22 protein-coding genes are annotated in these 22,653 nt (G+C 54.6%); 21 read left to right on the top strand and 1 reads right to left on the bottom strand.

The window, feature by feature from the left end; genetic code table 11:
• The first annotated feature begins 84 nt into the window (after positions 1 to 84).
• The 7 genes from NQ842_RS17590 to nei all read left to right on the top strand — a co-directional run bounded on the left by NQ842_RS17590 (position 85) and on the right by nei (position 5,826).
• On the top strand, positions 85 to 291 hold the full coding sequence (locus tag NQ842_RS17590) for a YbfA family protein (protein WP_013097552.1): 207 nt from the start codon (positions 85 to 87) through the stop codon (positions 289 to 291).
• A 236-nt stretch (positions 292 to 527) separates the two neighbouring features.
• Positions 528 to 1,940: a deoxyribodipyrimidine photo-lyase gene (phrB, locus tag NQ842_RS17585; protein WP_257256133.1), complete on the top strand. Its 1,413-nt coding sequence runs from the start codon at positions 528 to 530 to the stop codon at positions 1,938 to 1,940.
• A gap of 10 nt (positions 1,941 to 1,950) precedes the next feature.
• Entirely contained in the window at positions 1,951 to 2,694 is a 744-nt protein-coding gene (locus NQ842_RS17580; RefSeq protein WP_014831107.1) for a type 2 GTP cyclohydrolase I, read from the top strand.
• Positions 2,695 to 2,708: 14 nt separating this feature from the next.
• Positions 2,709 to 3,365 (top strand): 5-oxoprolinase subunit PxpB, encoded by a 657-nt coding sequence (pxpB, locus tag NQ842_RS17575; protein WP_163281704.1) that lies wholly within the window; start codon positions 2,709 to 2,711, stop codon positions 3,363 to 3,365.
• Positions 3,359 to 4,291: a 5-oxoprolinase subunit PxpC gene (gene pxpC, locus NQ842_RS17570; protein WP_014831109.1), complete on the top strand. Its 933-nt coding sequence runs from the start codon at positions 3,359 to 3,361 to the stop codon at positions 4,289 to 4,291. Before pxpB ends, pxpC begins: the two co-directional genes overlap by 7 nt.
• Positions 4,278 to 5,015, top strand: a complete 738-nt coding sequence (gene pxpA / locus NQ842_RS17565) for a 5-oxoprolinase subunit PxpA (RefSeq protein WP_257256132.1) — start codon at positions 4,278 to 4,280, stop codon at positions 5,013 to 5,015. Before pxpC ends, pxpA begins: the two co-directional genes overlap by 14 nt.
• A 19-nt stretch (positions 5,016 to 5,034) precedes the next feature.
• Positions 5,035 to 5,826, top strand: coding sequence for an endonuclease VIII (nei, locus tag NQ842_RS17560; RefSeq protein WP_050859873.1), 792 nt, complete (start codon positions 5,035 to 5,037; stop codon positions 5,824 to 5,826).
• A 99-nt stretch (positions 5,827 to 5,925) separates the two neighbouring features.
• Here the strand turns inward: nei and NQ842_RS17555 are convergent, their stop codons facing one another.
• Positions 5,926 to 7,209: a citrate synthase gene (locus tag NQ842_RS17555; RefSeq protein ID WP_014831112.1), complete on the bottom strand. Its 1,284-nt coding sequence runs from the start codon at positions 7,207 to 7,209 to the stop codon at positions 5,926 to 5,928.
• A gap of 639 nt (positions 7,210 to 7,848) precedes the next feature.
• Here NQ842_RS17555 and sdhC point away from each other — a divergent pair.
• The 14 genes from sdhC to tolQ all read left to right on the top strand — a co-directional run bounded on the left by sdhC (position 7,849) and on the right by tolQ (position 22,653).
• Positions 7,849 to 8,253 (top strand): succinate dehydrogenase cytochrome b556 subunit, encoded by a 405-nt coding sequence (gene sdhC, locus NQ842_RS17550; protein ID WP_020684965.1) that lies wholly within the window; start codon positions 7,849 to 7,851, stop codon positions 8,251 to 8,253.
• On the top strand, positions 8,247 to 8,594 hold the full coding sequence (gene sdhD / locus NQ842_RS17545) for a succinate dehydrogenase membrane anchor subunit (RefSeq protein ID WP_008501088.1): 348 nt from the start codon (positions 8,247 to 8,249) through the stop codon (positions 8,592 to 8,594). Before sdhC ends, sdhD begins: the two co-directional genes overlap by 7 nt.
• Entirely contained in the window at positions 8,594 to 10,360 is a 1,767-nt protein-coding gene (gene sdhA, locus NQ842_RS17540) for a succinate dehydrogenase flavoprotein subunit (protein ID WP_014831113.1), read from the top strand. Before sdhD ends, sdhA begins: the two co-directional genes overlap by 1 nt.
• A gap of 15 nt (positions 10,361 to 10,375) precedes the next feature.
• A complete protein-coding gene (gene sdhB, locus NQ842_RS17535) occupies positions 10,376 to 11,092 on the top strand; it encodes a succinate dehydrogenase iron-sulfur subunit SdhB (RefSeq protein ID WP_008501090.1) in 717 nt (238 codons plus the stop codon).
• Positions 11,093 to 11,360: 268 nt separating this feature from the next.
• Positions 11,361 to 14,168: a 2-oxoglutarate dehydrogenase E1 component gene (gene sucA / locus NQ842_RS17530; protein ID WP_221346083.1), complete on the top strand. Its 2,808-nt coding sequence runs from the start codon at positions 11,361 to 11,363 to the stop codon at positions 14,166 to 14,168.
• 14 nt (positions 14,169 to 14,182) lie between these two features.
• On the top strand, positions 14,183 to 15,403 hold the full coding sequence (gene odhB / locus NQ842_RS17525; RefSeq protein WP_013097540.1) for a 2-oxoglutarate dehydrogenase complex dihydrolipoyllysine-residue succinyltransferase: 1,221 nt from the start codon (positions 14,183 to 14,185) through the stop codon (positions 15,401 to 15,403).
• Positions 15,404 to 15,498: 95 nt separating this feature from the next.
• Entirely contained in the window at positions 15,499 to 16,665 is a 1,167-nt protein-coding gene (gene sucC / locus NQ842_RS17520; RefSeq protein WP_006809579.1) for an ADP-forming succinate--CoA ligase subunit beta, read from the top strand.
• Positions 16,665 to 17,534 (top strand): succinate--CoA ligase subunit alpha, encoded by an 870-nt coding sequence (gene sucD, locus NQ842_RS17515; RefSeq protein WP_008501094.1) that lies wholly within the window; start codon positions 16,665 to 16,667, stop codon positions 17,532 to 17,534. The genes sucC and sucD overlap by 1 nt, the downstream gene beginning before the upstream one ends.
• Before the next feature lie 735 nt (positions 17,535 to 18,269).
• Positions 18,270 to 19,838: a cytochrome ubiquinol oxidase subunit I gene (gene cydA, locus NQ842_RS17510; RefSeq protein WP_013097536.1), complete on the top strand. Its 1,569-nt coding sequence runs from the start codon at positions 18,270 to 18,272 to the stop codon at positions 19,836 to 19,838.
• Between the two features lie 15 nt (positions 19,839 to 19,853).
• On the top strand, positions 19,854 to 20,993 hold the full coding sequence (gene cydB / locus NQ842_RS17505) for a cytochrome d ubiquinol oxidase subunit II (RefSeq protein ID WP_014831115.1): 1,140 nt from the start codon (positions 19,854 to 19,856) through the stop codon (positions 20,991 to 20,993).
• Between the two features lie 14 nt (positions 20,994 to 21,007).
• Positions 21,008 to 21,121 carry a cytochrome bd-I oxidase subunit CydX gene (cydX, locus tag NQ842_RS17500; protein ID WP_003858598.1) on the top strand — a complete coding sequence of 38 codons (114 nt, stop codon included), beginning with the start codon at positions 21,008 to 21,010 and terminating at the stop codon, positions 21,119 to 21,121.
• Complete coding sequence (gene ybgE, locus NQ842_RS17495; RefSeq protein ID WP_014831116.1) at positions 21,121 to 21,411, top strand: cyd operon protein YbgE; 291 nt, start codon at positions 21,121 to 21,123, stop codon at positions 21,409 to 21,411. Before cydX ends, ybgE begins: the two co-directional genes overlap by 1 nt.
• Before the next feature lie 148 nt (positions 21,412 to 21,559).
• Positions 21,560 to 21,964, top strand: a complete 405-nt coding sequence (gene ybgC, locus NQ842_RS17490) for a tol-pal system-associated acyl-CoA thioesterase (protein ID WP_003858593.1) — start codon at positions 21,560 to 21,562, stop codon at positions 21,962 to 21,964.
• Positions 21,961 to 22,653 carry a Tol-Pal system protein TolQ gene (gene tolQ, locus NQ842_RS17485; protein WP_013097532.1) on the top strand — a complete coding sequence of 231 codons (693 nt, stop codon included), beginning with the start codon at positions 21,961 to 21,963 and terminating at the stop codon, positions 22,651 to 22,653. The genes ybgC and tolQ overlap by 4 nt, the downstream gene beginning before the upstream one ends.

Genomic DNA, 22,653 nt, shown 5'->3' with positions numbered 1-22,653 from the left:
CAAACAAAGCGATATTATTTTAGCCAGGTCACAGTTTTTGAATTTTCCGGAGTCAGTTTCCGGCCAACTACAGGGGAGAAAAATATGGATCTTTATAAAGAGTATCCGGCTCATATCGTGTTCATGCGTCGCGCTTTCGCCGTAGTGGCTGGCGTGCTGGCCCTGCCGGTGATGTTGTTCTGGAAAGATCGCGCACGTTTTTACAGCTATCTGCACCGCGTCTGGGCGAAAACCAGCGAGAAGCCGGTGTGGATGGATCAGGCCGAAAAAGCGACCTGTGATTTTTACTGATACTAAGACTACACACAGCAATAAAAAAACCGCCTACAGCAATGTGGCGGTTTTTTTGTTCCTCCGGATTCGCGGTCCGTTGGGTGGTTTTCAGGCATATCTTCTTTTTCTGAGTAATCAAACTGCCACTCCCTTATTTCATCCCGTCTACACTTCATGGCAAAGTAGTTCAATACGTGCCTTTTTCCTTTTACGGCATGCCCTTACGGATATAATGGACAATTGCCTGGAGTTTTATGCCCACCCATCTGGTTTGGTTTCGCGCGGATCTGCGCCTGCATGACAACATCGCCCTGGCGGCAGCCTGTCGCTCTGAACACGCCCGCGTGCTGGCGCTGTTTATCGCTACCCCCGGACAGTGGCAGCAGCATGATATGGCCCCCCGTCAAGCCGCTTATCTCTGTTCGCATCTGAATGCCCTGCAACGTTCGCTGGCGAAAAAAGGCATTCCGTTGATTTACAAAGAGGTCAGTGATTTTGCCGCTCAGCTCAGCGCGGTACAGGAGGTCTGTCAGCAGAACGACGTCACGCATCTTTTTTACAACTACCAGTACGAATTCAATGAACAGCAGCGCGATCGTCAGCTGGAGCGGATCCTCGGGGACGTAGAGTGTCAGGGATTTGATGACAGCGTGATGCTGGCGCCGGGCAGCGTGATGACCGGCAATCGCGAGATGTATAAAGTCTTTACGCCATTTAAAAATGCGTTTATCAAACGGCTGAAAGAGGCGCTGCCGGAGTGTGTTGCCGCGCCGTCCGCGCGAGGGGAGAGTGTAAACAACCTGCCTGAACTGACGTTTGACTATCCGCAACAGGCGTATGACCACGCTTTATTCCCGGCTGATGAAAAAGCGGCAATCGCGCAGTTGCGCCAGTTCTGCAAAACGGGGGCGGCCGCTTACGACGCACGCCGGGATTTCCCCGCCATTGAAGGTACCAGCCGGTTGTCGGCCTGTTTAGCGCTGGGCGTGCTTTCTCCGCGCCAGTGTTTACACCGTCTTCTGGCAGAGCAGCCCCAGGCGCTGGAGGGGGGCGCTGGTTCGGTATGGCTTAACGAACTTATCTGGCGCGAATTCTACCGTCATCTGATGACGTATCACCCTGAATTATGTAAACATCGTCCTTTCATTCGCTGGACCGAAAATGTGCAGTGGCAGCAAAACGAGACGCTGCTGCAGGCCTGGCAAGAGGGTAAAACCGGCTACCCGATTGTGGACGCCGCGATGCGCCAGCTGAATGAAACTGGATGGATGCATAACCGCCTGCGGATGATTACCGCCAGCTTCCTGGTGAAAGATCTGCTTATCGACTGGCGTGCCGGGGAGCGGTATTTTATTTCTCAGCTGATCGATGGCGATCTGGCGGCGAATAACGGCGGCTGGCAATGGGCGGCCTCGACCGGAACCGATGCGGCACCTTACTTCCGGATTTTTAATCCCACCACGCAGGGACAAAAATTTGATGCGGACGGGACGTTTATCCGCCACTGGTTGCCTGCGCTGAAAGCGGTCCCCGCTAAGGCGATCCACGACCCGTGGGCATGGGCGGACAAACAGGGCGTAACGCTCGATTATCCTCGCCCGATTGTTGAACATAAACAGGCGCGCGTCGCCACGCTGGCGGCGTACGAAGCGGCCCGTAAAGCTTAAGAGAGTCATGATGAAAAACACCGAACTGGAAAGTCTGATCAACGAAAAACTGAACAGCAGCGCCTTCAGCGACTACGGCCCGAACGGGTTACAGGTCGAAGGGCGCGACACGGTGCAAAAAATTATCACCGGCGTGACCGCCAGTCAGGCGTTGCTGGATGAAGCCGTGCGTCAGGAGGCCGATGCTGTCATCGTCCATCACGGCTATTTCTGGAAAAACGAATCGCCGATCATTCGCGGCATGAAGCGCAACCGTCTGAAAACGTTGCTGGCAAATGATATCAACCTGTATGGCTATCATCTGCCGCTGGATGCGCACCCCGAGCTTGGCAACAACGTTCAGCTCGCGCAGCTGTTAGGGATCACCGTGATGGGTGAAATTGAGCCGCTGGTGCCGTGGGGCGAGCTGTCGATGCCGGTGCCGGGCCTTGAGCTGGCCTCATGGATTGAAGCGCGTCTGGGACGTCGTCCGCTGTGGAGCGGTGATACCGGTCCGGATACGGTGAAGCGTGTCGCCTGGTGCACGGGTGGCGGTCAGGGCTTCATTGATAGCGCCGCGCGTTTTGGTGTTGATGCGTTTATCACCGGTGAAGTCTCCGAGCAGACTATTCATTCAGCCCGTGAACAGGGGCTGCATTTTTACGCGGCAGGTCACCATGCCACCGAACGCGGCGGCATTCGCGCCCTGAGCGAATGGCTGACCGAAAATACCGATCTGGATGTTACGTTTATTGATATCCCTAACCCGGCCTGATGAGAGGTACCTGAGTGCAGCGAGCGCGTTGTTATCTTCTGGGTGAAACGGCGGTGGTGCTGGAGCTGGAGCCGCCCGTTACCCTTGCGACCCAAAAGCGTATCTGGCGGCTAACGCAGCGTCTGGTGGAGGTGCCTGAGGTGGTTGAAGCGATCCCGGGGATGAATAATATCACCGTGGTTTTGCGTAATCCGCATACGCTGGCACTGGATGCCATCGAGCGTTTACAGCGCTGGTGGGAGGAGAGCGAAGCGCTGGAGCCGGAATCCCGCACGATTGAGATCCCGGTAGTGTATGGCGGCACAGGGGGACCCGATCTTGGCGTGGTGGCTGAACACTGCGGGATAACCGAAAAACAGGTCGTTGAGCTGCACGCCTCCGTTGATTATGTGGTCTGGTTTTTGGGATTCCAGCCGGGCTTCCCGTATCTGGGCGGACTTTCCCCGGCGTTACACACGCCACGCCGCGCTGAACCGCGCCTGAGCGTGCCGGCGGGTACCGTCGCGATTGGTGGCGAACAGACGGGCATTTATCCGCTCACATCGCCGGGGGGCTGGCAGCTCATCGGACACACATCCATGCCGTTATTTGAACCGGGGCTGGAATCGCCGGTCCTCCTGCGTCCTGGCGACACTCTTCGCTTTATCCCGCAGAAGGAGGGGGTATGTTAACGCTTATTCGCGCCGGGCTTTACACCTCCGTTCAGGATGCGGGTCGCTTTGGTATGCGCCAGTCTGGCGTGAGCTACTGTGGCGCGCTGGACAGGCCGGCGCTGGAGATTGCCAACGTGCTGGTGGGTAACCCCGGCAATACAGCTGCGCTCGAAATTACGCTGGGGCAGTGTGTCATTGAATTCAGTCAGGAGACCTGGTTTGCCTTAACCGGCGCCGGGTGTGATGCCACGCTTGATGGCAAAGCGGTCTGGACCGGCTGGCGGCTGCGGGCGAAAGCCGGACAGCGTTTAACGCTAAAGCGTCCGCTGCACGGGGTTCGCAGTTATCTTGCCGTTGCCGGTGGGATTGACGTGCCGGAAGTGCTGGGTTCATCCAGTACCGATCAGAAAGCTGGTATTGGCGGTCACGAAGGACGTTTGTTGCGCGATGGCGATCGTCTGGCGATAAAACCGTCAACGCGGCACTTTTCCACCGCGCAGGGCGTGAAGCAACTCCTCTGGGGAAACCAGATCCGCGCCCTGCCGGGGCCGGAGTATCAGGAATTTGATGAGGTGTCTCAGGAGTCTTTCTGGCGCTCGCCATGGAAGATTAGCCCGCAGAGTAACCGCATGGGGTATCGTCTTCAGGGGCAGCCGCTGACCCGTACCACAGACCGCGAGCTGCTTTCTCACGGTTTATTGCCCGGCGTCATTCAGGTGCCGGGTAACGGTCAACCGATTGTGTTAATGAACGATGCGCAGACCACGGGCGGTTACCCGCGTATTGCCTGCATCATTGAGGCCGATCGCTACCATCTGGCGCAAATTCCTCTCGGACAGCCGATTCACTTCGTGCAATGCTCCCTGGAGGAGGCGCTGAAGGCGCGGCAGGACCAGCAGCGTTATCTGGAACAACTGGCGTGGAGGCTTGATGGTAAAGATTGATTTAAATGCCGATCTGGGCGAGGGCGGCAGCGCCGACGCTGAACTGATGACCCTGGTCACCTCGGTGAATGTCGCCTGCGGTTTTCACGCGGGTGATGCACAAACGATGCTGGCGAGCGTGCGCAATGCCATCAAAAATGGTGTTGCGATAGGGGCGCATCCGAGCTTCCCTGACCGGGAGAATTTTGGCCGCACGGCGATGGATCTCCCGTCCGAAACGGTCTACGCCCAGACGCTTTACCAGATTGGCGCGCTCGAGGCGATAGTGCGTTCCCAGCAGGGCGCGCTGCGCCACGTGAAGCCGCACGGCATGCTCTATAATCAGGCGGCCAACGACCCCGCGCTGGCAGAGGCCATCGCCCGGGCGGTGTTCGATTGCAACCCGCAACTGATCCTGGTTGGCCTGGCGGGGAGCGAGCTTATCCGCGCCGGTCAGCGGCTGGGGTTAACCACCCGGCAGGAAGTGTTTGCCGACAGAGGGTATCAGACCGACGGAACTCTGGTTCCCCGTTCACAGCCCAACGCGCTGATCACCGATGAGTCTCAGGCGCTGGCGCAGACGCTTCAGATGGTGCGCGAGGGAACAGTGAGAGCGGTTGATGGTACAACCGCCAGCGTTCAGGCTGACACAGTATGCTTACACGGTGATGGCGAGCACGCGCTGCAGTTTGCCCGCCGCTTACGGGCGGCGTTTGCAGAGCAGGGGATCCTCGTCAGCGCCTGAAAATCATAAGGATAAAGAGATGCCAGAAGGCCCGGAGATCCGCCGCGCTGCGGATAGCCTCGAGGCGGCGATAAAAGGCAAACCCCTGACGGACGTCTGGTTTGCTTTTCCTCAACTGAAGCCGTTTGAAGCACCACTGGTCGGACAAACGGTGACCCACATCGAAACGCGGGGAAAGGCGTTACTGACGCATTTTTCCCATAACCTGACGTTATACAGCCACAACCAGCTTTACGGCGTCTGGCGGGTGGTGAACGCCAACGAGCAGCCGCAAACGACAAGGGTGCTGCGCGTCAGGCTGCAAACCGCGGATAAAGCGATTCTGCTGTATAGCGCGTCTGATATCGAAATGTTAACGCCGGAACAACTGCTTACGCACCCGTTCTTACAGCGGGTCGGGCCGGATGTGCTGGATATGCATCTGACGGCGAACGACGTTAAAGCCCGCTTGTTATCCCCTAAATTCCGCAACCGGCAATTTTCCGGGCTACTGCTCGATCAGGCCTTCCTGGCCGGATTAGGCAATTACCTTCGCGTCGAAATTCTCTGGGAAGTAGGGCTGGCACCGCAGCACAAAGCGTCGCAGTTGAGCGATGACCAGTTAGAAGCGCTCTCTCACGCGCTGCTGGAGATTCCGCGTCTTTCGTATAATACGCGCGGCGTGGTGGATGAGAATAAGCATCACGGGGCGCTGTTCCGCTTTAAGGTGTTTCATCGGGCGGGGAAAAAGTGCGAGCGATGCGGTGGGGTGATTGAGAAGACAACGCTCTCTTCACGACCGTTTTACTGGTGCCCGGGGTGCCAGAGGTAAAAAGTAAAACGGTAACCCTCAGGTTACCGTTTTTAATGTTTTCACCTTCTCCCGGTGGGAGAGGGCCGGGGTGAGGGCATCAGGCCGCCCCCACGTCTTTTAGCGCTTCAGGTCAGACTTAAAATCACGCTGCTCGTAGCCGGTGTACAGCTGACGAGGACGGGCGATTTTCATGCCTTCGCTGTGCATTTCGTTCCAGTGCGCAATCCAGCCCACGGTACGTGCCATGGCGAAGATTACGGTGAACATGGAAGACGGAATGCCCATCGCTTTCAGAATAATGCCAGAGTAGAAGTCTACGTTCGGGTAGAGTTTCTTCTCGATGAAGTACGGGTCGTTCAGCGCGATGTGTTCCAGCTCCATCGCCACTTCCAGCAGATCGTCTTTGGTGCCCAGCTCTTTCAGCACTTCGTGGCAGGTTTCACGCATCACGGTTGCACGTGGGTCATAGTTTTTGTACACACGGTGACCGAAGCCCATCAGACGGAAGGAGTCATTCTTGTCTTTCGCGCGGCGCACGAATTCAGGAATGTGCTCAACGGTGCTGATCTCTTCCAGCATCTTCAGTGCGGCTTCGTTCGCGCCGCCGTGCGCCGGTCCCCACAGGGAGGCGATGCCCGCAGCGATACAGGCGAACGGGTTCGCGCCTGAAGAGCCTGCGGTACGGACGGTGGACGTCGAAGCGTTCTGTTCGTGGTCAGCGTGCAGGATCAGAATACGGTCCATCGCGCGTTCCAGCACCGGGTTTACTTCGTACTCTTCGCACGGTGTGGAGAACATCATGCGCAGGAAGTTACCGGCATAGGAGAGGTCGTTACGTGGATACACAAACGGCTGGCCGATAGAGTATTTGTAACACATTGCCGCCATGGTTGGCATTTTGGACAGCAGGCGGAACGCCGCGATATCACGGTGACGTGGGTTATTCACGTCCAGTGAATCATGGTAGAACGCCGCCAGCGCACCGGTGATCCCGCACATCACCGCCATCGGGTGAGAGTCACGACGGAACGCATGGAACAGACGGGTAATCTGTTCATGGATCATGGTGTGACGGGTCACGGTGGTTTTGAATTCATCGTATTGTGCCTGCGTCGGTTTTTCGCCGTTCAGCAGGATGTAGCACACTTCCAGATAGTTGGATTCGGTGGCTAACTGATCGATGGGGAAGCCGCGATGGAGCAGGATACCTTCGTCACCGTCAATGAAGGTGATTTTGGATTCGCAAGATGCGGTAGAGGTAAATCCAGGGTCAAAGGTGAACACCCCTTTGGAACCCAGCGTACGGATATCAATAACATCCTGACCGAGCGTGCCTTTTAGCACATCCAGTTCAATAGCAGTGTCACCATTTAGGGTGAGCTTTGCCTTTGTATCAGCCATTTACGGTCTCCTTAGCGCCTTATGCTTAAGACTGCGGTTCACCGGATTTGCATTCAGCTGTTAATCACCGTTACCAGATTGTTATTTGGCTTACCGCTCAGCTCGCGAGGAGAAACCAGGGTACAGAGCTATGGCGCCTTGCAGGTAAACGAATGAAATATCAGTGAAACAACAGCAAATCAGCGTTTTTGCAGTCCGAATTATTCAAACCTGTATACCACTAATAACTGTCCTGATAACTTCGGTCAATACCATCACACTGTTACATAACTAATTCTCAGGTGAAAGTGAGACCTCATAACTTTTGCGCATTATATGCCTTTTCTGATGACTTTTGTAACAATATTGTTTAACATTTGTCAAATCAGATGATTAAAATTTAAAAAGATGTTGTTATCGTGACCCTGATCACTGTTCCAGAGAAAACCCGACAAACTGTATGTAGGTTAATTGTAATGATTTTGTGAACGGCCTATACTGCCGCCAGGTCTCCGGAACACCCTGCAATCCCGAGCCACCCAGCGTTGTAACGTGTCGTTTTAGCATTTGGAAGCAATGTTTTGCATGACGCGCAGTTATAGAAAAGGAACGCTGTCTGACCCGCATCGCAGTCCGGAGGAAGGAAACAATAAGAACAGCATGTGGGCGTTATTCATGATAAGAAATGTGAAAAAACAAAGACCTGTCAATCTGGATCTCAAAACGATCCGGTTCCCCGTAACAGCAATAGCGTCCATTCTGCACCGTGTATCGGGTGTGATTACGTTTGTGGCGGTAGGCATTCTGCTGTGGTTACTGGGCACCAGCCTCTCTTCTCCTGAAGGATTCCTCCAGGCCTCGGCCATCATGAACAGCTTCTTCGTGAAATTCATCATGTGGGGCATTCTGACCGCACTGGCGTACCACGTTGTGGTGGGTGTTCGCCATATGCTGATGGACTTTGGTTACCTGGAAGAGACTTTCGAAGCCGGGAAACGCTCCGCTAACATTTCATTTGTGATTACTGTCGTGCTTTCACTTCTCGCAGGAGTTCTCGTATGGTAAGCAACGCCTCCGCATTAGGACGCAACGGCGTACATGACTTCATTCTGGTCCGTGCTACCGCCATCGTTCTCACCCTTTACATCATCTATATGATCGGTTTCTTCGCGACCAGCGGCACGCTGACGTGGGAAATCTGGAGTGGGTTCTTCGGATCGGCCTTCACCAAAGTGTTCACCCTGCTGGCGCTGTTCTCCATTCTTATTCATGCCTGGATTGGCATGTGGCAGGTGTTGACCGATTACGTTAAACCGCTGGCGATTCGCCTTCCTCTGCAGCTGGCCATTGTCGTTGCACTGGTGGTTTACGTTATTTATGGATTCGTTGTGGTGTGGGGTGTGTAATGAAACTGCCAGTCAGAGAATTTGATGCTGTTGTGATTGGTGCGGGTGGCGCAGGTATGCGCGCCGCGCTGCAAATTTCCCAGAGCGGCCAGACCTGTGCGCTGCTCTCTAAAGTATTCCCGACCCGTTCCCACACGGTATCTGCGCAGGGCGGTATTACCGTTGCGCTGGGTAACTCCCATGAAGATAACTGGGAATGGCACATGTACGACACGGTAAAAGGTTCCGACTATATCGGCGACCAGGATGCCATCGAATATATGTGTAAGACTGGCCCGGAAGCGATTCTGGAGCTGGATCATATGGGTCTGCCGTTCTCCCGTCTGGAAAATGGCACCATCTATCAGCGTCCGTTTGGCGGCCAGTCGAAAAACTTCGGCGGCGAGCAGGCGGCACGTACCGCAGCAGCGGCTGACCGTACCGGTCACGCGCTGCTGCATACTCTGTATCAGCAGAACCTGAAAAACCACACCACCATCTTCTCCGAGTGGTATGCGCTGGATCTGGTGAAAAACGCCGACGGCGCGATTGTCGGTTGTACTGCGCTGTGCATTGAAACCGGTGAAGTGGTCTACTTCAAAGCGCGCGCCACCGTGCTGGCGACCGGCGGTGCAGGGCGTATTTATCAGTCCACCACCAACGCCCACATCAATACCGGTGACGGTGTTGGGATGGCTATCCGCGCTGGCGTGCCGGTGCAGGATATGGAGATGTGGCAGTTCCACCCAACCGGTATCGCCGGTGCGGGCGTTCTGGTGACAGAAGGCTGCCGTGGTGAAGGCGGTTACCTGCTGAACAAACACGGCGAACGTTTCATGGAACGTTATGCCCCGAATGCGAAAGACCTGGCGGGTCGTGACGTGGTGGCGCGTTCCATCATGATCGAAATCCGTGAAGGTCGCGGCTGTGATGGTCCATGGGGTCCACACGCCAAGCTGAAACTCGACCACCTGGGTAAAGAGGTGCTGGAATCCCGTCTGCCGGGCATTCTTGAGCTGTCCCGTACCTTCGCCCACGTCGATCCGGTGAAAGAGCCGATTCCGGTTATCCCGACCTGCCACTACATGATGGGCGGTATTCCGACCAAAGTGACCGGTCAGGCATTGACCGTGAACGAGCAGGGTGAAGATGTGGTGATCCCAGGCCTGTTCGCGGTAGGCGAAATTGCCTGCGTATCCGTACACGGTGCTAACCGTCTGGGTGGTAACTCTCTGCTTGATCTGGTGGTGTTTGGTCGTGCGGTGGGTCTGCACCTGCAGGAATCCATTGCCGAACAGGGCGCGCTGCGTGACGCCACTGACGACGAAATTGATGCGTCGCTTGAGCGCCTCAACCGCTGGAACGGTAACCGTAACGGTGAAGATCCGGTGGAAATCCGTAAAGCGCTGCAGGAATGTATGCAGCACAACTTCTCGGTATTCCGTGAAGGTGATGCGATGGCCAAAGGTCTTGAGCAGCTGAAAGCGATCCGCGAGCGCCTGAAAAACGCCCGTCTCGATGACACTTCCAGCGAGTTCAACACCCAGCGCGTTGAGTGTCTGGAGCTGGATAACCTGATGGAAACCGCGTTCGCGACCGCGATGTCGGCCAACTTCCGTACCGAAAGCCGTGGCGCGCATAGCCGCTTCGACTTCCCGGATCGTGACGATGAAAACTGGCTGTGCCATTCCCTGTATCTGCCAGAGTCGGAAACCATGACGCGCCGCCAGGTGAACATGGAACCGAAACTGCGTCCGGCGTTCCCGCCGAAGATTCGTACTTACTAATGCGGAGACAGGACAATGAAACTCGAATTCTCAGTTTATCGTTATAACCCGGATGTAGATGACGCTCCGCGCATGCAGGATTACACGCTGGAAGCGGAAGAAGGGCGTGACATGATGCTGCTGGATGCGTTAATCCAGCTGAAAGAAAAAGATCCGACACTGTCGTTCCGTCGCTCCTGCCGTGAAGGGGTGTGTGGCTCTGACGGTGTGAACATGAACGGCAAAAATGGTCTGGCCTGCATCACGCCAATTTCCGCGCTGCAGCGTCCGGGGCAGAAAATTGTTATCCGTCCTCTGCCAGGCCTGCCGGTCGTGCGTGATTTGGTGGTAGACATGGGGCAATTCTATGCACAATATGAGAAGATTAAGCCTTACTTATTGAATAATGGGCAAAATCCACCCGCTCGTGAGCACTTACAGTCGCCTGAGCAGCGTGAAAAACTCGATGGGTTGTACGAGTGTATTCTCTGTGCATGTTGTTCAACGTCGTGCCCGTCGTTCTGGTGGAACCCGGATAAGTTTATCGGTCCGGCCGGTCTGCTGGCTGCCTATCGCTTCCTGATTGATAGCCGCGACACCGAAACCGATAGCCGTCTGGAAGGTTTAAGTGACGCTTTCAGCGTATTCCGCTGCCATAGCATCATGAACTGCGTCAGTGTGTGTCCGAAGGGGCTGAACCCGACGCGCGCCATCGGCCATATTAAGTCGATGCTACTGCAGCGCAGTGCGTAAGTAGTCAGAGGGGAGCGCTGTTCCCCTCACCCTAACCCTCTCCCAAAGGGAGAGGGGATAATTGCAGGAAATCTTTAAAAACTGCCGACGACCTTCCCCCTCTCCCTTTGGGAGAGGGTCGGGGTGAGGGGAAACCCTTAAGACAGTTTCTAAAGGTTCCTTCGCGGGCCAAATGAAAAGAGCTCGCAGGTGAACCCCGGCACGTACACGCGGTGTGCGTGGTAGTTTCTACGGCGAAAGTAAGCATAAAAATGCTTAAGGGATCACGATGCAGAACGGCGCAATGAAAGCCTGGCTGGACTCTTCTTACCTCTCTGGTGCCAACCAGAGCTGGATAGAACAGCTCTATGAAGACTTCTTAACCGATCCTGACTCAGTGGACGCAAACTGGCGTTCCATGTTCCAGCAGTTGCCTGGCACGGGAGTCAAACCGGATCAATTCCATTCCAAAACACGTGATTATTTCCGTCGTCTGGCGAAGGATGCCTCACGTTACTCTTCTGCGATTTCCGACCCTGACACCAATGCGAAGCAGGTTAAAGTCCTGCAGCTTATTAACGCTTATCGCTTCCGTGGTCACCAGCATGCGAATCTCGATCCGCTGGGACTGTGGAAACAAGACCGTGTGGCGGATCTCGATCCGGCGTATCACGATCTGACCGAGGCCGATTTCCAGGAAAGCTTTAACGTAGGTTCTTTTGCCATCGGTAAAGACACGATGAAGCTGGGCGATCTGATTGACGCCCTCAAGCAAACCTACTGCGGCTCCATCGGCGCGGAATACATGCATATCACCTCGACAGAAGAGAAACGCTGGATCCAGCAGCGCATTGAGTCCGTGGCGGGCCATGCGACGTTCTCTGCTGAAGAGAAAAAACGCTTCCTCAACGAACTGACGGCAGCGGAAGGTCTTGAGCGCTATCTGGGCGCGAAATTCCCTGGGGCAAAACGCTTCTCACTGGAAGGCGGCGATGCGTTAGTGCCAATGTTGAAAGAGCTGATTCGTCACGCAGGCAAGAGCGGTACCCGTGAAGTGGTACTGGGCATGGCGCACCGTGGTCGTCTGAACGTGCTGGTCAACGTGCTGGGTAAAAAACCGCAGGACCTGTTCGACGAATTCGCGGGCAAACATAAAGAACATCTCGGCACCGGTGACGTGAAGTACCACATGGGCTTCTCGTCGGATATCGAAACCGAAGGCGGACTGGTTCACCTGGCGCTGGCGTTTAACCCGTCGCACCTGGAGATCGTCAGCCCGGTGGTTATCGGTTCCGTGCGTGCGCGTCTGGATCGTCTGGACGAGCCAAGCAGCAACAAAGTGCTGCCAATCACCATTCACGGTGATGCGGCGGTCACCGGGCAGGGCGTGGTTCAGGAAACCCTGAACATGTCGAAAGCGCGTGGTTATGAAGTGGGCGGTACCGTTCGTATCGTCATCAACAACCAGGTGGGCTTCACGACCTCTAACCCACTGGATGCGCGTTCAACCCCTTACTGCACCGACATCGGCAAGATGGTACAGGCGCCAATCTTCCACGTTAACGCGGATGACCCGGAAGCGGTCGCCTTCGTGACCCGTCTGGCGCTGGACTTCCGTAACACCTTCAAACGCGATGTGTTCATTGACCTGTTCTGCTACCGCCGTCACGGCCACAACGAAGCCGACGAGCCAAGTGCAACCCAGCCGTTGATGTACCAGAAAATCAAAAAACACCCGACGCCGCGCAAAATCTACGCTGACAAGCTGGAAGGCGAAAAAGTGGCGACGCTGGAAGATGCGACCGAAATGGTTAACCTCTACCGCGACGCGCTGGATGCGGGTGAGTGCGTGGTGAAAGAGCTGCGTCCGATGAACATGCACTCCTTTACCTGGTCGCCGTACCTCAACCACGAGTGGGATGAGAGTTACCCGAACAAGGTCGAGATGAAGCGCCTGCAGGAGCTGGCTAAACGCATTAGCACCGTGCCGGACGCCATCGAGATGCAGTCTCGCGTAGCGAAAATTTATGCTGACCGTCAGTCTATGGCGGCAGGTGAGAAGCTCTTCGACTGGGGCGGCGCGGAAACGCTGGCTTACGCGACGCTGGTTGACGAAGGTATTCCTGTCCGTCTGTCCGGTGAAGATGCGGGCCGTGGCACCTTCTTCCACCGTCACGCGGTAGTTCACAACCAGTCCAACGGTTCAACCTACACCCCGCTGCAGCACGTGCACAATGGTCAGGGCCAGTTCAAGGTCTGGGACTCCGTGCTGTCTGAAGAAGCGGTGCTGGCCTTCGAATACGGTTACGCCACTGCGGAACCACGCACTCTGACCATCTGGGAAGCGCAGTTCGGTGACTTCGCCAACGGTGCGCAGGTGGTTATTGACCAGTTCATCTCTTCCGGCGAGCAGAAATGGGGCCGTATGTGTGGCCTGGTAATGCTGCTGCCGCACGGTTACGAAGGCCAGGGTCCGGAGCACTCCTCCGCGCGTCTGGAACGTTATCTGCAGCTCTGCGCTGAGCAGAACATGCAGGTTTGCGTACCTTCTACCCCGGCGCAGGTTTACCACATGCTGCGTCGTCAGGCGCTGCGCGGTATGCGTCGTCCGCTGGTGGTCATGTCACCAAAATCCCTGCTGCGTCACCCACTGGCGGTGTCCAGCCTGGATGAGCTGGCGAATGGCACCTTCCTGCCTGCCATCGGTGAGATTGACGAACTGGATCCGCAGGCTGTGAAGCGTGTGGTGATGTGTTCTGGTAAGGTTTATTACGACCTGCTGGAACAGCGCCGTAAGAACGATCAGAAAGATGTCGCCATCGTGCGTATCGAACAGCTTTATCCATTCCCGCACCAGGCGGTGCAGGAAGCGCTGAAACCGTATGCTCACGTGCATGATTTTGTCTGGTGCCAGGAAGAGCCGCTCAACCAGGGCGCATGGTACTGCAGTCAGCATCATTTCCGTGAAGTGATTCCATTTGGGTCTGCCCTGCGTTATGCAGGTCGCCCGGCCTCCGCCTCTCCGGCGGTAGGGTATATGTCCGTTCACCAGAAGCAGCAACAAGATCTGGTCAATGACGCGCTGAACGTCGATTAATTAAAGGATACATAATGAGTAGCGTAGATATTCTTGTTCCCGACCTGCCTGAATCTGTAGCAGATGCGACCGTCGCTACCTGGCACAAAAAACCAGGCGATGCCGTTAAGCGCGATGAAGTGCTGGTAGAAATCGAAACTGACAAAGTGGTACTGGAAGTACCGGCTTCGGCGGATGGCGTTCTGGACGCGGTGCTGGAAGACGAAGGCACCACCGTAACCTCTCGCCAGATCCTGGGTCGCCTGCGTGAAGGCAACAGTGCGGGCAAAGAGTCCAGCGCGAAGTCTGAAGAGAAAGCCTCTACGCCGGCTCAGCGCCAGCAGGCTTCTCTGGAAGAACAGACCAACGATGCGCTCAGCCCGGCGATCCGTCGCCTGCTGGCTGAACACAGCCTTGACCCGGCAGCCATCAAAGGTACCGGTGTAGGCGGTCGTCTGACCCGTGAAGACATCGACAAACACCTGGCGAAAGCGCCTGCTCAGGCAGAAGCGAAAGCCCCTGTGGCAGCACCAGCAGCACAGCCTGCTCTGGGTGCGCGCAGTGAAAAACGTGTACCAATGACTCGCCTGCGTAAGCGTGTGGCAGAGCGTCTGCTGGAAGCGAAAAACTCCACCGCGATGCTGACCACCTTCAACGAAGTGAACATGAAGCCAATCATGGACCTGCGTAAGCAGTACGGTGACGCCTTTGAAAAACGTCACGGTATCCGTCTGGGCTTTATGTCCTTCTACGTGAAAGCGGTTGTTGAAGCGCTGAAACGCTACCCGGAAGTGAACGCGTCCATCGATGGTGATGACGTGGTTTACCACAACTATTTCGACGTCAGCATGGCGGTATCTACCCCACGTGGCCTGGTGACCCCGGTTCTGCGTGATGTGGATACCCTGGGTATGGCTGACATCGAGAAAAATATTAAAGAGCTGGCCGTGAAAGGCCGCGACGGCAAGCTGACCGTAGACGACCTGACCGGCGGTAACTTCACCATTACCAACGGTGGCGTATTTGGCTCGCTGATGTCTACCCCGATCATCAACCCGCCGCAGAGCGCGATCCTGGGTATGCATGCCATTAAAGATCGTCCGATGGCGGTAGACGGTAAAGTGGAGATCCTGCCAATGATGTATCTGGCGCTCTCTTACGATCACCGCCTGATCGACGGCCGCGAGTCCGTAGGCTTCCTGGTAGCGATTAAAGAGCTGCTGGAAGATCCAACGCGTCTGCTGCTGGACGTCTAGTCCCTTTTAGCATCACCTGCCCTGTAGGCCGGATACGCCTTGCGCCGGCCTGCAGGTTTGAAGATAACGATTACCCTGAAGGATGGATAGAACACATGAACTTACATGAATATCAGGCCAAACAGCTGTTTGCCCGGTATGGCTTACCGGCTCCGGTGGGTTATGCCTGTACTACCCCGCGTGAAGCAGAAGAAGCCGCATCTAAAATCGGTTCCGGCCCGTGGGTAGTTAAATGTCAGGTTCACGCTGGTGGCCGTGGTAAAGCGGGCGGTGTGAAGGTTGTTAAGAGCAAAGAAGAAATTCGTGCATTTGCTGAACATTGGCTCGGCAAGCGTCTGGTCACTTACCAGACAGATGCGAACGGCCAGCCAGTCAACCAGATCCTGGTTGAAGCGGCAACCGACATCGCGAAAGAGCTGTATCTGGGCGCGGTGGTTGACCGTAGTTCACGTCGCGTGGTGTTCATGGCGTCTACCGAAGGCGGCGTGGAAATCGAAAAAGTGGCAGAAGAGACGCCACACCTGATCCACAAAGTGGCTATCGATCCACTGGCAGGTCCAATGCCTTACCAGGGCCGTGAGCTGGCGTTCAAACTGGGTCTGGAAGGCAAGCTGGTTCAGCAGTTCACCAAGATCTTCATGGGTCTGGCGACCATCTTCCTGGAGCGCGATCTGGCGCTGATCGAGATTAACCCGCTGGTGATCACCACTCAGGGCGATCTGATCTGCCTCGATGGCAAACTGGGTGCTGACGGCAATGCTCTGTTCCGCCAGCCGGATCTGCGTGAAATGCGCGACCAGTCCCAGGAAGACCCGCGTGAAGCGCAGGCTGCACAGTGGGAACTGAACTACGTGGCACTGGATGGCAACATCGGCTGCATGGTTAACGGTGCGGGCCTGGCAATGGGTACCATGGACATCGTTAAGCTGCACGGCGGCGAGCCAGCGAACTTCCTCGACGTGGGCGGTGGCGCAACCAAAGAGCGCGTAACCGAAGCGTTCAAAATCATTCTCTCTGACGACAACGTGAAAGCTGTTCTGGTGAACATCTTCGGCGGTATCGTACGTTGCGACCTGATCGCAGACGGTATCATCGGCGCGGTGGAAGAAGTGGGCGTTAACGTCCCGGTTGTTGTGCGTCTGGAAGGTAACAACGCTGAACTCGGCGCGAAAAAACTGGCTGACAGCGGCCTGAATATTATTGCAGCGAAAAGTCTGACGGATGCAGCTCAGCAGGTTGTTGCCGCAGTGGAGGGGAAATAATGTCAGTTTTAATTAATAAAGATACCAAGGTTATCTGCCAGGGCTTCACCGGTAGCCAGGGGACTTTCCACTCCGAACAGGCGATTGCCTACGGTACGCAGATGGTTGGCGGCGTAACCCCAGGTAAAGGGGGCACCACGCACCTGGGCCTGCCGGTGTTCAACACCGTGCGTGAAGCCGTAGAAGCGACGGGCGCAACCGCGACTGTTATCTACGTACCGGCACCGTTCTGCAAAGACTCCATTCTGGAAGCGATCGACGCAGGCATCAAACTGATCATCACCATCACTGAAGGTATCCCGACGCTGGATATGCTGACCGTGAAAGTGAAGCTGGACGAAGCGGGCGTGCGTATGATCGGCCCGAACTGCCCGGGCGTGATCACCCCAGGCGAATGCAAAATCGGCATCATGCCAGGTCACATTCACAAACCGGGCAAAGTGGGCATCGTCTCCCGTTCCGGTACGCTGACCTATGAAGCGGTTAAGCAGACCACCGACTACGGCTTCGGCCAGTCCACCTGTGTGGGCATCGGCGGTGACCCAATCCCAGGCTCTAACTTCATCGATATCCTGAAGCTGTTCCAGGAAGATCCACAGACCGAAGCGATCGTTATGATCGGTGAGATCGGGGGTAGCGCGGAAGAAGAAGCCGCTGCTTACATCAAAGAACACGTAACCAAGCCAGTAGTCGGTTACATCGCGGGTGTGACGGCGCCGAAAGGTAAGCGTATGGGTCACGCAGGCGCGATTATCGCCGGTGGTAAAGGTACGGCTGATGAGAAATTCGCAGCGCTGGAAGCCGCAGGCGTGAAGACCGTTCGCAGCCTGGCGGATATCGGCGAAGCACTGAAATCCATCATTAAGTAAGTCCTCTCTGCGCCCTGAAAAGGGCGCGTTGAAATAAAAAAATGTCCGTTTCGACATGGTTGGCCGCTGTAAAGCGGCCTTTTTTATTGCGCACGGGACGACATGAAATAGTCACGAATGGGTGTTAATTTGCAGGGCAGGAAAAGTAAAATAATTGTTGTTTATTTGCTTCAAAGAGAACGAGTGGAAAAAAACAAAAAACGCACTAAAATTTATGTCCTGGATTAATCATTCATTCTTCCACATCTGAGTTAATAAAAATCACTTCTGTTTATATCAATCTTTCTACTCGATAACCTTAATTGTATTTCATATACATATCTTTAACATGGTTTTTACTATGTTTACCACATCAAAACACAATTAACATACCTCATTATTTTTGATTTAAATCAATGTTTAATGCTTGGAAAAAAGCATCAAAAAGCGCTAAATTGTGCCCGATCAAAATGGCTGAAAAGTGGTAATTTTGCTATATATTGATCGCCGTCGAAAAACGTAAATGTGATTCAATAAAAACCTGTTTATTGTAAGGGTTTTGCAGCGTATTATATTTACGGGATCAATTTGAGTTTTTTATTAACGTATTTGTAACCTTTCATCACTGCTTTTTCCTGTTGTAGAGAATAGGCAACGAAGAAGGGGAGCAGATAACTTTGTATTGGGGCATGCGTGTGGATCCGTTGCTAACGGGGTTCACTCTCGGAGTCTTCATGCGATGAGCAAGGAGTCATAATGTTAGACGTAGTCGAACTGTCGCGCTTACAGTTTGCCTTGACCGCGATGTACCACTTCCTGTTTGTGCCGCTGACGCTCGGTATGGCGTTCCTGCTGGCCATCATGGAAACGGTATACGTTCTCTCCGGCAAACAGATTTATAAAGATATGACCAAGTTCTGGGGCAAGTTGTTTGGTATCAACTTCGCACTGGGCGTGGCTACCGGTTTGACCATGGAGTTCCAGTTCGGGACTAACTGGTCATATTATTCCCACTATGTAGGGGATATCTTCGGTGCGCCGCTGGCCATTGAAGGTCTGATGGCCTTCTTCCTCGAATCCACCTTTGTAGGTCTGTTCTTCTTCGGCTGGGACCGTCTGGGCAAAGTCCAGCATATGGCGGTGACCTGGCTGGTGGCATTAGGGTCTAACCTGTCCGCGCTGTGGATCCTGGTGGCAAACGGCTGGATGCAGAACCCGATTGCGTCTGATTTCAACTTCGAAACCATGCGTATGGAGATGGTCAGCTTTGCCGAGCTGGTGCTGAACCCGGTCGCACAGGTTAAATTCGTCCACACCGTGGCATCTGGCTATGTGTGCGGCGCGATGTTCATCCTGGGCATCAGTTCCTACTACATGCTGCGTGGTCGTGACTTCGCCTTTGCCAAGCGTTCCTTTGCTATCGCTGCAAGCTTCGGTATGGCTGCAATCCTCTCCGTTATCGTTCTGGGTGATGAATCCGGTTACGAGATGGGTGATGTGCAGAAAACCAAACTTGCCGCAATCGAAGCTGAATGGGAAACCCAACCGGCGCCTGCTGCCTTTACCCTGTTCGGTATTCCGGACCAGGATGCGCAGGAAAACCGCTTCGCCATTCAAATTCCTTACGCGCTCGGTATCATCGCTACCCGTTCTGTTGATAAACAGGTGACGGGTCTGAAAGAACTGATGGAGCAGCACGAAGGCCGTATCCGTAACGGTATGAAAGCCTACGCTCTGCTGGAACAGCTGCGTGCCGGTTCTACCGACCAGGCCGTTCGTGACCAGTTCAACGACGTGAAGAAAGATCTGGGCTACGGTCTGCTGCTGAAACGCTATACCCCGAACGTCTCCGACGCGACGGAAGCGCAGATCCAGATGGCAACCAAAGACTCTATTCCACGCGTAGCGCCACTCTACTTTGCCTTCCGTATCATGGTGGGCTGCGGCATCATCATGCTGCTGATCATTGCGGCGTCCTTCTGGTCTGTGATTCGTAACCGCATCGGCGAGAAAAAATGGCTGCTGCGTACGGCGCTGTATGCTATCCCGCTGCCGTGGATCGCTATTGAGTCCGGTTGGTTTGTTGCGGAATATGGCCGTCAGCCATGGGCGATTGGTGAGGTGCTGCCAACGGCGGTGGCCAACTCCTCGCTGACAGCAGGCGATCTGATCTTCTCAATGCTGCTGATCTGTGGTCTGTACACCCTGTTCCTGGTGGCTGAACTGTTCCTGATGTTCAAGTTCGCGCGCCTTGGCCCAAGCAGCCTGAAAACCGGTCGCTATCACTACGAGCAGTCCGGTGTGACTACTCAGCCGGCACGCTAAGACAGGAGTCATCAAATGATCGATTATGAAGTATTGCGTTTTATCTGGTGGCTGTTGATCGGTGTTCTGCTGATCGGTTTTGCTGTCACGGATGGTTTCGACATGGGGGTGGGGATGCTCACCCGTTTCCTCGGTCGTAATGACACCGAGCGTCGAATCATGATCAACTCCATCGCCCCGCACTGGGACGGTAACCAGGTGTGGCTGATCACCGCAGGCGGCGCGCTGTTTGCTGCCTGGCCGATGGTCTACGCGGCTGCGTTCTCCGGTTTCTACGTGGCGATGATTCTGGTACTGGCGTCTTTATTCTTCCGTCCGGTAGGTTTCGACTACCGTTCCAAGATTGAAGACACCCGCTGGCGTAACATGTGGGACTGGGGCATCTTCATTGGTAGCTTCGTTCCACCGCTGGTGATTGGTGTGGCATTCGGTAACCTGCTGCAGGGTGTACCGTTCCACATGGACGAGTACATGCGTCTGTACTACACCGGTAACTTCTTCCAGCTGCTGAATCCGTTTGGTCTGCTGGCAGGCGTAGTCAGTGTGGCGATGATCATCACCCAGGGCGCAACCTACCTGCAGATGCGTACTGTTGGTGAGCTGCACCTGCGTTCTCGTGCGACGGCTCAGGTTGCCGCGCTGATCACGCTGATCTGCTTCGCGCTGGCAGGTGTCTGGGTGGTATACGGTATTGATGGTTACGTGGTGACCTCTGCCATTAACCACGTCGCACCGTCTAACCCGCTGACCAAAGAAGTGGCGCGTGAGGCCGGTGCATGGCTGGTGAACTTCAACACGATGCCTGTGCTGTGGGCTATTCCGGCGCTGGGTGTGTTGCTGCCGCTGCTGACAGTACTGACGTCTCGTCTGGAAAAAGGTGCTCTGGCGTTCGTCTTCTCTTCACTGACGCTGGCGTGCATCATCCTGACTGCAGGTATCGCTATGTTCCCATTCGTGATGCCATCCAGCACCATGCTGAATGCTAGCCTGACTATGTGGGATGCAACCTCCAGCCATATGACGCTGAACTTAATGACTTATGTTGCTTGCGTGTTCGTTCCGATTGTTCTGGCCTACACCATCTGGTGTTACTGGAAAATGTTCGGTCGTATCACTAAAGAACATATCGAAAGCAACACCCACTCTATGTACTAAGTAAGGAGCTGAATATGTGGTATTTCGCATGGATTTTAGGGACGCTTCTTGCCTGTGCTTTTGGTGTCATCACTGCCCTGGCGCTTGAGCACGTTGAAGCGACTAAAGCGGGTGAAGAAAAACACTAATGAATATTATCGCAACGTTATATGCGGTAATGGATAAGCGCCCGCTACGGGCGCTTTCTTTAGTGATGGCATTACTGCTGGCAGGGTGTATCTTCTGGGACCCTTCGCGTTTTGCAGCGAAGACCAGCGAGCTTGAGATCTGGCACGGCTTTCTCATTATGTGGGCGGTGTGCGCAGGCGTGATTCACGGCGTGGGCTTTCGTCCGAAAGCGATTCACTGGCAGGGTATTTTCTGTCCGCTTATCGCCGATCTTGTGCTGCTTGCTGGATTGATTTTCTTCTTCTTCTGAATAAGAAATGTCCGTTAACCATATGGGCTTACCCGAGCCCATAAAAATTTACTCTCCGTTTACTTTCTCCCATTCCAAACCATCTTTCCCGCGCGTATAGTAGCGAAGTTTAAAAGCTCTAACTTTTGTTGCATTACCGGGATGTAAAGTGAATACAACGCTGTTTCGATGGCCGGTTCGTGTCTATTACGAAGATACCGATGCCGGTGGTGTGGTTTACCACGCCAGCTACGTTGCTTTTTATGAACGGGCACGCACAGAGATGCTGCGCCATCATCACTTTAGTCAACAGGTGCTGTTGGCTGAGCGAGTTGCCTTCGTGGTACGCAAGATGACGCTTGAGTATTTTGCGCCTGCCAGACTCGACGATATGCTCGAAGTCCAAACTGAAATTACATCAATGCGCGGAACCTCACTGGTTTTCACGCAGCGGATAGTCAATGCAGAGAACACCGTACTGAACTCAGCTGAAGTACTGATTGTCTGTGTTGATCCAACCATAATGAAGCCTCGTGCGCTTCCTAAGTCTATTGTCGCGGAGTTTAAGCAGTGACTGACATGAATATCCTTGATTTGTTCCTGAAGGCAAGCCTTCTGGTTAAACTTATCATGCTGATTTTGATTGGTTTTTCAATCGCATCCTGGGCCATCATCATCCAGAGAACGCGTATTCTCAATGCGGCTGGCCGTGAAGCGGAAGCGTTTGAAGACAAGTTCTGGTCGGGTATCGAACTGTCCCGTCTGTATCAGGAAAGTCAGGGTCGTCGCGATAGTCTCGCTGGCTCCGAACAAATTTTCTACAGCGGATTCAAAGAGTTTGCCCGTCTGCACCGCGCGAACAGTCATGCGCCTGAAGCGGTAGTGGAAGGGGCGTCACGTGCGATGCGTATCTCCATGAACCGCGAACTGGAAAATCTCGAAACGCACATTCCCTTCCTGGGAACGGTGGGTTCCATCAGCCCGTATATCGGCCTGTTTGGTACGGTGTGGGGGATTATGCACGCCTTCATCGCGCTGGGCGCAGTGAAGCAGGCGACGTTGCAGATGGTTGCACCGGGTATTGCAGAAGCACTGATTGCGACCGCTATCGGTCTGTTTGCAGCAATCCCGGCGGTTATGGCTTACAACCGTCTGAACCAGCGCGTGAATAAACTGGAACTGAACTACGACAACTTCATGGAAGAGTTCACCGCGATTCTGCACCGTCAGGCGTTTACCAGCACCGAGAGCAACAAGGGGTAA

It is taken from the genome of Enterobacter cloacae complex sp. R_G8 (genome assembly GCF_024599795.1).
In the GTDB taxonomy this organism is placed as follows: Bacteria; Pseudomonadota; Gammaproteobacteria; order Enterobacterales; family Enterobacteriaceae; genus Enterobacter; species Enterobacter dissolvens.
Note: the sequence above shows the minus strand (reverse complement) of the source record. Positions and strands in the feature narration are given on the sequence as shown.

What these genes read in the sequence shown, in the direction of transcription:
- odhB (WP_013097540.1), top strand. Translation starts at nt 14,183, where the DNA reads ATGAGTAGCGTAGATATTCTTGTTCCCGACCTGCCTGAATCTGTAGCA.
- NQ842_RS17590 (WP_013097552.1), top strand. Translation starts at nt 85, where the DNA reads ATGGATCTTTATAAAGAGTATCCGGCTCATATCGTGTTCATGCGTCGC.
- phrB (WP_257256133.1), top strand. Translation starts at nt 528, where the DNA reads ATGCCCACCCATCTGGTTTGGTTTCGCGCGGATCTGCGCCTGCATGAC.
- nei (WP_050859873.1), top strand. Translation starts at nt 5,035, where the DNA reads ATGCCAGAAGGCCCGGAGATCCGCCGCGCTGCGGATAGCCTCGAGGCG.
- sdhC (WP_020684965.1), top strand. Translation starts at nt 7,849, where the DNA reads ATGTGGGCGTTATTCATGATAAGAAATGTGAAAAAACAAAGACCTGTC.
- pxpC (WP_014831109.1), top strand. Translation starts at nt 3,359, where the DNA reads ATGTTAACGCTTATTCGCGCCGGGCTTTACACCTCCGTTCAGGATGCG.
- sucA (WP_221346083.1), top strand. Translation starts at nt 11,361, where the DNA reads ATGCAGAACGGCGCAATGAAAGCCTGGCTGGACTCTTCTTACCTCTCT.
- ybgE (WP_014831116.1), top strand. Translation starts at nt 21,121, where the DNA reads ATGAATATTATCGCAACGTTATATGCGGTAATGGATAAGCGCCCGCTA.
- cydX (WP_003858598.1), top strand. Translation starts at nt 21,008, where the DNA reads ATGTGGTATTTCGCATGGATTTTAGGGACGCTTCTTGCCTGTGCTTTT.
- sdhA (WP_014831113.1), top strand. Translation starts at nt 8,594, where the DNA reads ATGAAACTGCCAGTCAGAGAATTTGATGCTGTTGTGATTGGTGCGGGT.
- sdhD (WP_008501088.1), top strand. Translation starts at nt 8,247, where the DNA reads ATGGTAAGCAACGCCTCCGCATTAGGACGCAACGGCGTACATGACTTC.
- NQ842_RS17555 (WP_014831112.1), bottom strand. Translation starts at nt 7,209, where the DNA reads ATGGCTGATACAAAGGCAAAGCTCACCCTAAATGGTGACACTGCTATT.
- sdhB (WP_008501090.1), top strand. Translation starts at nt 10,376, where the DNA reads ATGAAACTCGAATTCTCAGTTTATCGTTATAACCCGGATGTAGATGAC.
- sucD (WP_008501094.1), top strand. Translation starts at nt 16,665, where the DNA reads ATGTCAGTTTTAATTAATAAAGATACCAAGGTTATCTGCCAGGGCTTC.
- cydA (WP_013097536.1), top strand. Translation starts at nt 18,270, where the DNA reads ATGTTAGACGTAGTCGAACTGTCGCGCTTACAGTTTGCCTTGACCGCG.
- NQ842_RS17580 (WP_014831107.1), top strand. Translation starts at nt 1,951, where the DNA reads ATGAAAAACACCGAACTGGAAAGTCTGATCAACGAAAAACTGAACAGC.
- pxpA (WP_257256132.1), top strand. Translation starts at nt 4,278, where the DNA reads ATGGTAAAGATTGATTTAAATGCCGATCTGGGCGAGGGCGGCAGCGCC.
- sucC (WP_006809579.1), top strand. Translation starts at nt 15,499, where the DNA reads ATGAACTTACATGAATATCAGGCCAAACAGCTGTTTGCCCGGTATGGC.
- cydB (WP_014831115.1), top strand. Translation starts at nt 19,854, where the DNA reads ATGATCGATTATGAAGTATTGCGTTTTATCTGGTGGCTGTTGATCGGT.